Below are 12,441 nucleotides of genomic sequence, written 5' to 3' on the forward strand. Positions count from 1 at the left end.
AAACGCTTTGATAAAAGATATGATATGAAAGTTGCTGATTGAAGATTTCATTTTTTCAGAAAAAAGATGAAAAAAGTTCTTGACTATCTGTAAAGCAACTGATATGATATAAAAGTTGTTGAAGCGACAAGCTTTCACAATGTATTATCAAAAGTAGACCTTTGAAAACTGAACGAATAAAACAAACCAAATGTGTAGGGCGCTTCTATTATATAGAAGCAAACAACATAGCAAGCAATTGCTAGCGAATCAATTTTTAAATTGAGCTTAACAGTCGCAAGACTGTTTCAAACACTTTTTATGAGAGTTTGATCCTGGCTCAGGACGAACGCTGGCGGCGTGCCTAATACATGCAAGTCGAACGCTTTTTCTTCCACCGGAGCTTGCTCCACCGGAAGAAAAGGAGTGGCGAACGGGTGAGTAACACGTGGGTAACCTACCCTCGAGCGGGGGGATAACACTTGGAAACAGGTGCTAATACCGCATAACAAAGAAAACCGCATGGTTTTCTTTTGAAAGGCGCTTTTGCGTCACTCGAGGATGGACCCGCGGTGCATTAGCTAGTTGGTGAGGTAACGGCTCACCAAGGCAACGATGCATAGCCGACCTGAGAGGGTGATCGGCCACATTGGGACTGAGACACGGCCCAAACTCCTACGGGAGGCAGCAGTAGGGAATCTTCGGCAATGGACGAAAGTCTGACCGAGCAACGCCGCGTGAGTGAAGAAGGTTTTCGGATCGTAAAACTCTGTTGTTAGAGAAGAACAAGGGTGAGAGTAAAAAGTTCACCCCTTGACGGTATCTAACCAGAAAGCCACGGCTAACTACGTGCCAGCAGCCGCGGTAATACGTAGGTGGCAAGCGTTGTCCGGATTTATTGGGCGTAAAGCGAGCGCAGGCGGTTTCTTAAGTCTGATGTGAAAGCCCCCGGCTCAACCGGGGAGGGTCATTGGAAACTGGGAAACTTGAGTGCAGAAGAGGAGAGTGGAATTCCATGTGTAGCGGTGAAATGCGTAGATATATGGAGGAACACCAGTGGCGAAGGCGGCTCTCTGGTCTGTAACTGACGCTGAGGCTCGAAAGCGTGGGGAGCAAACAGGATTAGATACCCTGGTAGTCCACGCCGTAAACGATGAGTGCTAAGTGTTGGAGGGTTTCCGCCCTTCAGTGCTGCAGCTAACGCATTAAGCACTCCGCCTGGGGAGTACGACCGCAAGGTTGAAACTCAAAGGAATTGACGGGGGCCCGCACAAGCGGTGGAGCATGTGGTTTAATTCGAAGCAACGCGAAGAACCTTACCAGGTCTTGACATCCTTTGACCACTCTAGAGATAGAGCTTCCCCTTCGGGGGCAAAGTGACAGGTGGTGCATGGTTGTCGTCAGCTCGTGTCGTGAGATGTTGGGTTAAGTCCCGCAACGAGCGCAACCCTTATTGTTAGTTGCCATCATTTAGTTGGGCACTCTAGCGAGACTGCCGGTGACAAACCGGAGGAAGGTGGGGATGACGTCAAATCATCATGCCCCTTATGACCTGGGCTACACACGTGCTACAATGGGAAGTACAACGAGTCGCGAAGTCGCGAGGCTAAGCTAATCTCTTAAAGCTTCTCTCAGTTCGGATTGTAGGCTGCAACTCGCCTACATGAAGCCGGAATCGCTAGTAATCGCGGATCAGCACGCCGCGGTGAATACGTTCCCGGGCCTTGTACACACCGCCCGTCACACCACGAGAGTTTGTAACACCCGAAGTCGGTGAGGTAACCTTTTGGAGCCAGCCGCCTAAGGTGGGATAGATGATTGGGGTGAAGTCGTAACAAGGTAGCCGTATCGGAAGGTGCGGCTGGATCACCTCCTTTCTAAGGATAAGCTAGGATGCAGCAATGCCAGCCTAGCGTTACGGAAGACTACACAGGCTTGTTTTTATTCGTTCAGTTTTGAGAGGTTTACTCTCAAAACATTTCGTTCATTGAAAACTGGATACAGAAAATAAACAAACAAACCGAGAAAAAACACCGCGTTGAATGAGTTTTTAATCGTTCAATTGCTTTTTTATTGATCGGACTTCTATCGCTAGAAGAGAAGATCAAGAACCAACCGTAAGGTTGATAAGGTTAAGTGAATAAGGGCGCACGGTGGATGCCTTGGCACTAGGAGCCGATGAAGGACGGGACTAACACCGATATGCTTCGGGGAGCTGTAAGTAAGCTTTGATCCGGAGATTTCCGAATGGGGAAACCCAACATCTTTGATAGGATGTTACTTTTCAGTGAATACATAGCTGATTAGAGGTAGACGCAGAGAACTGAAACATCTAAGTACCTGCAGGAAGAGAAAGAAAATTCGATTCCCTGAGTAGCGGCGAGCGAAACGGGAAAAGCCCAAACCAAGATGCTTGCATCTTGGGGTTGTAGGACTCCGATATGGTAGTTTATTCAAATAATCGAAGGACTTGGAAAAGTCTGCGAGAGAGGGTAAAAGCCCCGTAGATGAAATTTGGATAGCACCTAGGAGGATCCTGAGTACGGCGGAACACGAGGAATTCCGTCGGAATCCGGGAGGACCATCTCCCAAGGCTAAATACTCCCTAGTGACCGATAGTGAACCAGTACCGTGAGGGAAAGGTGAAAAGCACCCCGGAAGGGGAGTGAAATAGATCCTGAAACCGTGTGCCTACAACAAGTCAAAGCCCGTTAATGGGTGATGGCGTGCCTTTTGTAGAATGAACCGGCGAGTTACGATTACTTGCGAGGTTAAGTCGAAAAGACGGAGCCGCAGCGAAAGCGAGTCTGAAATGGGCGAATGAGTAAGTGGTCGTAGACCCGAAACCATGTGATCTACCCATGTCCAGGTTGAAGGTGCGGTAAAACGCACTGGAGGACCGAACCCACGTACGTTGAAAAGTGCGGGGATGAGGTGTGGGTAGCGGAGAAATTCCAAACGAACTTGGAGATAGCTGGTTCTCTCCGAAATAGCTTTAGGGCTAGCCTCAGAGTGAGAATGATGGAGGTAGAGCACTGTTTGGACTAGGGGCCCATCTCGGGTTACCGAATTCAGATAAACTCCGAATGCCATTCATTCATCTCTGGGAGTCAGACTGTGAGTGATAAGATCCATAGTCGAAAGGGAAACAGCCCAGACCACCAGCTAAGGTCCCAAAATGTATGTTAAGTGGAAAAGGATGTGGGGTTGCACAGACAACTAGGATGTTGGCTTAGAAGCAGCCACCATTTAAAGAGTGCGTAATAGCTCACTAGTCGAGTGACCCTGCGCCGAAAATGTACCGGGGCTAAACATACTACCGAAGCTGTGGATCGTACCAATGGTACGATGGTAGGAGAGCGTTCTAAGGGCGTTGAAGGTAGATCGTGAGGACTGCTGGAGCGCTTAGAAGTGAGAATGCCGGTATGAGTAGCGAAAGACAGGTGAGAATCCTGTCCACCGTATGACTAAGGTTTCCTGGGGAAGGCTCGTCCGCCCAGGGTTAGTCGGGACCTAAGCCGAGGCCGAAAGGCGTAGGCGATGGATAACAGGTTGATATTCCTGTACCCGTTGTTTTTGTTTGAGCAATGGAGGGACGCAGTAGGCTAAGGAATCAGACGATCGGAAATGTCTGTCCAAGCAATGAGTCTTGAGGTGAGTCAAATGCTTACTTCTTTAAGGACAAGTTGTGACGGGGAGGGAAATAACAGTACCGAAGTTCCTGATGTCACACTGCCAAGAAAAGCTTCTAGTGAGAAAACAACGGCCCGTACCGTAAACCGACACAGGTAGTCGAGGAGAGCATCCTAAGGTGAGCGAGCGAACTCTCGTTAAGGAACTCGGCAAAATGACCCCGTAACTTCGGGAGAAGGGGTGCTGATCTAACGATCAGCCGCAGTGAATAGGCCCAAGCGACTGTTTATCAAAAACACAGGTCTCTGCAAAATCGAAAGATGACGTATAGGGGCTGACGCCTGCCCGGTGCTGGAAGGTTAAGAGGAGTGCTTAGCGTAAGCGAAGGTACGAATTGAAGCCCCAGTAAACGGCGGCCGTAACTATAACGGTCCTAAGGTAGCGAAATTCCTTGTCGGGTAAGTTCCGACCCGCACGAAAGGCGTAACGATTTGGGCACTGTCTCAACGAGAGACTCGGTGAAATTTTAGTACCTGTGAAGATGCAGGTTACCCGCGACAGGACGGAAAGACCCCATGGAGCTTTACTGCAGTTTGATATTGAGTGTCTGTACCACATGTACAGGATAGGTAGGAGCCTTAGACGCCGGGACGCCAGTTTCGGCTGAGGCAATGGTGGGATACTACCCCTGTGTTATGGCCACTCTAACCCACAGCCCTAAACGGGCTGGGAGACAGTGTCAGATGGGCAGTTTGACTGGGGCGGTCGCCTCCTAAAGAGTAACGGAGGCGCCCAAAGGTTCCCTCAGAATGGTTGGAAATCATTCGCAGAGTGTAAAGGCACAAGGGAGCTTGACTGCGAGAGCTACAACTCGAGCAGGGACGAAAGTCGGGCTTAGTGATCCGGTGGTTCCGCATGGAAGGGCCATCGCTCAACGGATAAAAGCTACCCTGGGGATAACAGGCTTATCTCCCCCAAGAGTCCACATCGACGGGGAGGTTTGGCACCTCGATGTCGGCTCGTCGCATCCTGGGGCTGTAGTCGGTCCCAAGGGTTGGGCTGTTCGCCCATTAAAGCGGCACGCGAGCTGGGTTCAGAACGTCGTGAGACAGTTCGGTCCCTATCCGTCGCGGGCGTTGGAAATTTGAGAGGATCTGTGCTTAGTACGAGAGGACCGGGATGGACTTACCGCTGGTGTACCAGTTGTCTCGCCAGAGGCATCGCTGGGTAGCTATGTAGGGAAGGGATAAACGCTGAAAGCATCTAAGTGTGAAGCCCACCTCAAGATGAGATTTCCCATTTCTTTAAGAAAGTAAGATCCCTGAGAGAAGATCAGGTAGATAGGTCAGAAGTGGAAGTGCAGTGATGTATGGAGCGGACTGATACTAATCGATCGAGGACTTAACCAAAAAAACTCGGAAGAGTTTATTTTCTGATCCAGTTTTGAGTGAGCGAAGTTTACTCAAGTAAATAGTGTGGTGGCGATGGCAAGAAGGATACACCTGTTCCCATGCCGAACACAGAAGTTAAGCTTCTTAGCGCCGATTGTAGTGAAGGGTTTCCCTTTGTGAGAGTAGGACGCCGCCACGCAAGTTAGATCATTCAATCTTTGGATGGTCTTTTTTATTTTTAATAATAAAAAGTAAGTCCTAAACAGGAAAATCCCTCAACATAGCTAAACTTTTGGTGATGATAGTGTTAAGCATTTACAATAAAACTTATACAGGGATAGGACCAATAAATTTTCCTACTCTGTATCATGCCAGTAATTTTCACAATTAGATAGAAAAGATAATGTACATATATAGTTTTTTCTAGACTAAGCTTTATGATTCTTTTATCACAACAAATACCCCTATCTAGGATTTGATTGTTTCCTTTTCCTAGATAGAGGGATTAGGGCTAAATTTGAACCGAGTAGCCTGTTTATTTTAGAATACAAAATCAGATGTTAAAGTGCTGTGCTATGCATAAATTTAATGGTTTCTATGGATTTTCTCCATTTTTGATTTTCACGATCAGACAAAGTAAAGTGATAGTCATTAATGATTCCTGAAACAGCCACCTTTGCTGGATGCCCAACATAGCATTGATCCTTTTCGCTATAGCTGGATACAGGTAGAATTTTATAGTTGTTGTTCAAGACAGCCTCAACAACTAAAGCCGCTTGGTTTGCAATGCCAAAAGAGGTATATCCTTTTCCGCGCATAGTAATCCAGCCACCGGCTCTGGCAACGCCCTCTAACTCTTCTAGTTCATCAGGTGAAAGCATTTCAGTGATAGGAACACCACCAATTCTTACACTTGACCAAGCAACAAATTGGGATTCACCATGTTCACCCAGTACATATCCTTCAACCGAAGATGGATGCACATTGAACTTTTTACTTACAGCATGTTTCATTCTTGCGCTGTCTAAAGTGGTTCCAGTTCCAAATACACGTTCTTTAGGAAGTCCAGTTAATTCCTGAAGTCTTTGGGTTACTACATCACATGGATTCGTGATATTAATAAGAATACCCTTGAAACCAGATGCTTTGATTTTAGGTGCCCATTCTTCAACTATTTCTTTTGTTAAGTACAATTCTGCAAAGCGATCAGAATTTCCTTCAAAAATGGTAATATCGCCAGCTGAAAAAATTAGCACGTCGGTATCAGCTAATTCAGCTAAATCTGGCTCGATTAGTTTTACATAGCTGTATCGATCGACTTGCCCATCAAATAAATCATTGTACTCTGAAAGAAGCTGATCTTCTTTTGTATCAAAAAGTACTAGCTCATCTATAATATTTCTAGTAATCAGAGTATAAGCCAAAGTGCTCCCCACGTGACCTACACCAATAATCGCTGCTTTTTTCAATAAATTTCACTCCTTCTGATAAAAAGAATGCCTCTATTATGAGAAAAAGTCAAGAGCATTATGTGAAAATGATTAAGCGGACAATCCACTTAAGACGGCATAAATACGTTTAAGATCCACGTCAGTACCGCGCAGTTCAAAATCAGCTAATAATGGAAAGCCAAAAGCTTCACTATATTGTTTAGCAGTTAAACAATATTGGTAGTTAAAATTCTTGTTACCACTACCGATTACTCCTAAGCAACGTTTATAATTTTCACTGTATTCTAAGTACTCGCGCATTACCTCGGTTAAAATTTCCGTGTCGCCATTGTCTACACCGTTTCCACCTTCCAGATAGGTGGGTACAAAGGTAACAAAAGGATTTTCTTCGACTTCGAATGGAGAATTCTCAGAAATCTCCTGAATGTCAAAAACGGGAAGTGTGGTGTCTAGTTTATGTTGTTCTTGTGAAAAAGCTGCGATACGTTCTACAAACGACTTTGTATTACCAGAAATTGAGATATATAAAAGTTTCATTAACCATTCCTCCTAGAAAATTATTATAGCACGAATAAAGAAACTATCAGATCAAGCTGCAATAGAAAAAATCAAAAAAGAATGTAAACGGTTGCAAAAAATATCGAAATATGATATAAAATAAATGTAAGGGGAAGTAATCCCTCAGTTGTAATTTATTGCAGCATGGAATGAGTGAAGTTGACTCAGTTCAAATGAAATGCCAATGGCAGAAAGGAAGTAGGGATTTTTGTTCACTCCTTACCAAATGTATCGAGTCTAGCAAGTAGAGGAACGTAAAATATTTCCTCAATTTAATGGTTGTATTTAGTGAAATAAACTAAGTCAAAAAGAGTGCAAATATTCCAGAATGACTAAGGAATGAAAAGAAAAAGCACATCCATTAAACTTGTTAGACTTTCTTTTTTTTGTCTATTTTTAGGGAAGCTCTCAGTTGCTTCTCTTTTTTATTTGAATAGCAAAAGAGATCTCAATTTTGAGATCTCTTTTGCTTAATGATTGTAATAGCGAATACCACCCTTAAGCTTGTTAATGGCAAAGGATGTTTTATCATTGAAGTCATGTTCATCATCGCCTAACGGTAATTTGTCTTCAAACATTGCTTCATAAGCTTCAATTGATAATTGTGTCCGAGCGTTTAATAACGATTGGTTAGCTTCTGCTGTCAAACGTTCTTTGTACTCAGGCATTAATTCTAAAGAGAAAAATTCGCTGACGGCACCAGATCCGTAACTAAACATGCCGATGCGATCACCTGCATTTAAAGATTGGCTGTTGTCGAGCAGAGAAATTAATCCTAAATATAACGAGCCGGTATAAAGGTTGCCGACTTCTCGACTGTACACCACAGCTTCGTCATAGCGGGCTTCTAAGCGGGCCTGTTCCTCTTCAGGCATACTAGGAAAAACAGCTCTTAAGGCTTTACGTCCCATTTTAGTATAAGGCAAATGGAATGTAACGGCGGCATAATTTTCTGAAGTCGTTTGATTCGCTTTTAAGCTTTGTTCCCAAACACGTACAAACGAGTTAATGTAAATTTCATTTGATAAATGTCCATCAACTAATGGGTATTCGTGATTGGATGGACGCCAAAAGTCATAGACATCTTCCGAATAAAAGACACTATCATCGTTAATTGCAAGAATTTTTGGATCTGCAGATACCAACATGGCTACTGCACCGCATCCTTGGGTTGGCTCGCCACCTGTATTTAGACCATATTTTGCGATGTCAGCAGCGATTACGAGCGCTTTTCGTGTTGGATGAGCTGCGACATAATCCCTTGCCTGTTGTAAGGCGGCAGTTCCAGCATAACAGGCATGTTTTACTTCATAAGAACGGGCGAACGGTTGTATACCTAGTAGGCCGTGAATAATAACGGCAGCAGATTTTGAGAAATCGTTGCTTGATTCCGTCCCAACAATTACCAGATCAATGACTTGTTTGTCTTCCTCGGATACTATTTTTTCTGCAGCAGCAGCACCGAGAGTAACGATATCCTGTGTTTTTGGAATAACCGCCATTTTGTCTTGTCCTAACCCAATATGAAACTTATTTGGATCAGTGTTTCTTGCGACAGCTAAATCCGTCATGTCAAGATAATCATTTGGTACGTGAAAACTGATTTTATCAATCCCTATTTTCATGTTGCCCCTCCTTTTCTTCCCTTTGTAATATATCATAGAAATGCTAGAAGTTGGGCAGATTCATTCTTAAGAAAAGTTAAAAAATATGGAATTCTGATTCATAAATAGAGGTCTGACAATCTTTCAACTATTTTTAAGAAATACATCGCTGCCTTGAAAAGCTCACATGGATACGGTAAAGTCAGAGAAGCTAAAACTTTTGGCATAACAATTTTATATAGATAAAACTTTTTTTGGAGGTGCACCTTGAAAGAAATAGTGATTTTAAGCGCTGTTCGAACACCGATCGGAAAGTATAAAGGAAGCCTGTCAGCAACATCTGCTGTTGATTTAGGCGCTGCTGCGATCAAGGAAGCAATCAAACGCGCACGGGTTTCTGAAGCTGCTGTTGGTCAAGTCTTTTTAGGAAATGTATTGCAGGCAGGCAATGGTCAAAATGTCGCACGTCAATCGGCTGTTAAGGCGGGGGTTCCTTATGAAGTACCAGCAACCACGATTAATGAAGTTTGCGGTTCGGGAATCAAAGCAATTATTTTAGCAATGCAGCAAATTCAATTAGGGGAAGCAGAGGTTGTAGTTGCCGGTGGAACTGAAAACATGTCACAGGCACCGAAGCTAACCAAGTACGATTTCATCGATAATGATTGGCAAGAGCCTTTCTCCAGCATGATTTACGATGGTCTGACAGATGCCTTTAGTGGTCGACACATGGGGTTGACTGCAGAGAAGGTTTCAGAGGTGTATCAAGTTTCGCGCCAGGATCAGGATGATTTTGCTTATGCTTCTCAGCAGAAGGCAGGTAAAGCGCGTAGTAATGGGGACTTTGAAATGGAGATAGTTCCAGTTACTTTAGCTGATGGAACTGTATTTAGTATTGATGAAGGCATTAGGGAAGAGACAACTTTAGAAAAAATTGCCAGCTTGAAGGCAGCTTTTAAAGAAGATGGAGTTGTAACGGCGGGAAATGCTTCAACCTTGAACGACGGAGCGTCAGCACTGGTTTTGGCTTCAAAATCCTATGCCGAAATGAATAATTTACCTTATCTAGCCACAATTGAAGGCTACAGTGAAGTGGGAATTGACCCAAATATCATGGGAGTTGCTCCTGTTTCAGCGATTGAAAAATTACTAGAAAAGCAAAACATGACCCAAGAGGCTATTGATTTATTTGAAATTAATGAAGCCTTTGCGGCAGCTTCTGTAGCAGTTCAAAAGGAATTGCAGCTGTCGGAGGAGAAATTGAACATTCGAGGCGGCGGGATTGCCTTGGGACATCCAATTGGAGCCAGCGGTGCTCGTATCGTTACTACCCTGCTGCATGAATTAATTCAAGAGGATAAAGTGCGTGGGATTGCTAGTCTCTGCGTTGGCGGCGGCATCGGCTTGGCATTAATGATCCGTAAAAATGATGAGGCTGTAGCGCAAAAAAAAAAGTTTTATCAGCTGACTAGAGCGGAACGTTTAGCTCAGTTAGCTGCGGAAGAAAAAATAACAGCAGAAGAAGCTGCTCAGCTATCAGAAGATACTGTACTGCCGGAAAAAATTGCCAACAATCTAATTGAGAACCAAATCAGTGAGGTAGCAATTCCTCTGGGGTTAGCTCGCAATTTTGTTATTAACGGACAAGTAAAAGATATTCCAATGGCTACAGAAGAACCCTCAGTTATTGCTGCAGCCAGTAATGCGGCTAAAATTATTGGCGAATTTGGCGGGATTGAAGCGCATGTATTGGAACGGGCCATGGTAGGACAAATTGTGTTACAGGAGGTTAGCGATCCCCATTATTTTCAACAATGGTTGAGAGAGAAGGAAGCACGGATTTTTGAAGTAGCTCAACAGGTTTACCCTTCTATTTATCAAAGAGGCGGTGGTTTGAAGGACATTCAATTCCGTTCTTTTCCTGAACAGGGTTATGTTTCGATTGATTTAATTGTTGATGTTAAGGACGCTATGGGTGCGAATATACTAAATACCATACTTGAGGGTGTTGCTCAGGAGATTCGTAATGAAATTCCTGGAGTAAATGTACTATTTAGTATTTTAAGTAATTATGCAACCCATTCCTTAGTGGAAGCTGTCTGCCGACTGCCAATTGCTTCAATCGGACAGGAGATAGCTGAAAATCTCGCATCGGCAGCAACCTACGCGAAATTAGATCCTTATCGAGCAGCTACTCACAATAAAGGAATCATGAATGGGGTAGAAGCTGTTGTTTTAGCAACAGGTAATGATACCCGTGCTGTTTCGGCAGCAGTTCATGCCTATGCGGCGAGAACTGGCAGTTATCAAGGATTAACCGATTGGGCTATTGAAGACGATCAGTTGATTGGTCGTTTGGTTTTGCCAATGGCGATTGGAACTGTCGGTGGTGCAACCAAGGTATTACCTAAAGCACAGCTGAATCTTAAGTTATTAGGTGCCGATTCGGCGGTGACTTTATCTGAAATTATTGCGGCTGTAGGTTTGGCCCAAAATTTTGCAGCTTTGAAGGCATTGGTATCCGAAGGGATTCAAAAGGGACACATGGCTTTACAGAGTCGTTCTTTGGCAATAACTGCTGGAGCCCAGGAAAATGAAATTCCCCAGGTTGTCCAATTATTAAGACAAGCACCTCAAATGAATCTGGCAGCCGCTGAAAAAATTCTGACACAGCTACGTGCAACTTAAATCTAATAAAAAAGTTCTGAAGACTGCCTCGTTCATTTTGAGCAGCTTCAGAACTTTTTATTTTTTTAATTTGAAGTCTAAATATACCGGTTGGTGATCGGAATACTTGAATTCATTATCTTCTACTTGAACTTTTTCAACCGAAACATTATCAGAAACGATAAATCCATCAATCAGGGTTACTTTCGCAGTCTCCTTATCATAAGGTGCGTCTAGTTTACGTGAAGAAGGAATCTTAGCCTTTGCTAGACCATCGACAGGTATTTCAAAGCCTTTCGGCAAATCTTCTTTAGGAAAGGGTTGATTCCAGCTTTCACGCTTTTTACTAGTACCAAAAACCTCAGGACTATTGCCTAAGACATCGTGGTTAAAATCACCGCCTACAATGACATAGTTCCCTTTCTTGTATTGGTCCTCCATGTAATTGAAGAGTTTGCTTAGTTGAGCTTCTTGAACAGATTTGTCTTTTGTATAAGCTGACAGATGGACATTGATGGCGATCAAGTCGTTGCTGCCTTCTACCGGGATTTTGGTGGTGGTGAAGGCCCGATCTAAATCTAAAAACTTGTTATAGTTGGTTTCGATCGGTAAAGAATAACGCTCGGCATCAGTCATTTCGGCTTTACTCATGGTAATTAAGCCTGATTTAGCTTTACCGATGGGCTGATTAAATGGATAAAACAGGTAAGGTGAATCGTAATTTTGACCGTAAAGACTGTTGTAACCTAATAAATAGTTTCTAAGCCAATTCACTTCATTCACATGATGAGAACGATCACCGTCCTCATCAACTTCTTGATAAAAAGCTAATGAAGGATCGATTTTTTCAGTAGTTTCTACCACACCACGTAAATTCTTCTCAACACTTGCTTTACTATCGGCTCTAGACTTTTTGCCTCCGTCCATAAAGAAGCTGTAGCTGGATGGATAGGAACCATATCCGATGTTGTAAGTCATCGCACGATAAGAAATGTCAGCCTTCAAGTGGGCATCAGATTCCTGTTCGATAGTCAGCTTTTGTTTATCTGGTAAACGATCATAGGCTATATACAGATAACCAACATAAGCGCCTAAAACTAAAAGTATAAGGAACAAAAGTGCCAGCAGCACTTTACTAATTTTTTTTGCCATAAATTT

5 protein-coding genes and 3 rRNA genes are annotated in these 12,441 nt (G+C 43.6%); 4 read left to right on the forward strand and 4 right to left on the reverse strand.

Going from position 1 to position 12,441, the window contains the following annotated elements; translation table 11 throughout:
• Positions 1-296: 296 nt before the first annotated feature.
• From IGI49_RS01405 to rrf, 3 genes are all read left to right on the forward strand, one after another.
• Positions 297-1,856: ribosomal RNA gene (locus IGI49_RS01405) — 16S ribosomal RNA — on the forward strand.
• Between the two features lie 253 nt (positions 1,857-2,109).
• A 23S ribosomal RNA gene (locus tag IGI49_RS01410) occupies positions 2,110-5,021 on the forward strand.
• Between the two features lie 65 nt (positions 5,022-5,086).
• Positions 5,087-5,202, forward strand: a 5S ribosomal RNA gene (gene rrf, locus IGI49_RS01415).
• The 16S, 23S and 5S rRNA genes sit together here, the layout of an rRNA operon.
• A 361-nt stretch (positions 5,203-5,563) precedes the next feature.
• On the opposite strand, the gene IGI49_RS01420 is transcribed toward rrf, so the two are convergent.
• The 3 genes from IGI49_RS01420 to IGI49_RS01430 all read right to left on the reverse strand — a co-directional run bounded on the left by IGI49_RS01420 (position 5,564) and on the right by IGI49_RS01430 (position 8,637).
• On the reverse strand, positions 5,564-6,472 hold the full coding sequence (locus IGI49_RS01420) for a lactate/malate family dehydrogenase (protein WP_429963133.1): 909 nt from the start codon (positions 6,470-6,472) through the stop codon (positions 5,564-5,566).
• 72 nt (positions 6,473-6,544) lie between these two features.
• Positions 6,545-6,991 carry a class Ib ribonucleoside-diphosphate reductase assembly flavoprotein NrdI gene (nrdI, locus tag IGI49_RS01425; RefSeq protein WP_429963134.1) on the reverse strand — a complete coding sequence of 149 codons (447 nt, stop codon included), beginning with the start codon at positions 6,989-6,991 and terminating at the stop codon, positions 6,545-6,547.
• 491 nt (positions 6,992-7,482) lie between these two features.
• On the reverse strand, positions 7,483-8,637 hold the full coding sequence (locus IGI49_RS01430; RefSeq protein WP_429963135.1) for a hydroxymethylglutaryl-CoA synthase: 1,155 nt from the start codon (positions 8,635-8,637) through the stop codon (positions 7,483-7,485).
• A gap of 246 nt (positions 8,638-8,883) precedes the next feature.
• On the opposite strand from IGI49_RS01430, the gene IGI49_RS01435 reads away from it, so the two are divergent.
• Complete coding sequence (locus IGI49_RS01435; RefSeq protein ID WP_429963136.1) at positions 8,884-11,304, forward strand: hydroxymethylglutaryl-CoA reductase, degradative; 2,421 nt, start codon at positions 8,884-8,886, stop codon at positions 11,302-11,304.
• Between the two features lie 57 nt (positions 11,305-11,361).
• On the opposite strand, the gene IGI49_RS01440 is transcribed toward IGI49_RS01435, so the two are convergent.
• The gene (locus tag IGI49_RS01440; RefSeq protein ID WP_429963137.1) at positions 11,362-12,435 is read right to left on the reverse strand and encodes an endonuclease/exonuclease/phosphatase family protein; all 1,074 of its coding nucleotides are present in this window, start codon (positions 12,433-12,435) and stop codon (positions 11,362-11,364) included.
• Between the last annotated feature and the right edge of the window lie 6 nt (positions 12,436-12,441).

Source organism: Enterococcus sp. AZ071 (genome assembly GCF_050499065.1).
GTDB lineage: Bacteria > Bacillota > Bacilli > Lactobacillales > Enterococcaceae > Enterococcus_A > Enterococcus_A ferrettii.

Excerpts from the sequence above, each read along its gene's own strand:
- nrdI (WP_429963134.1), bottom strand. The coding sequence starts at position 6,991 with ATGAAACTTTTATATATCTCAATTTCTGGTAATACAAAGTCGTTTGTA.
- IGI49_RS01430 (WP_429963135.1), bottom strand. The coding sequence starts at position 8,637 with ATGAAAATAGGGATTGATAAAATCAGTTTTCACGTACCAAATGATTAT.
- IGI49_RS01440 (WP_429963137.1), bottom strand. The coding sequence starts at position 12,435 with ATGGCAAAAAAAATTAGTAAAGTGCTGCTGGCACTTTTGTTCCTTATA.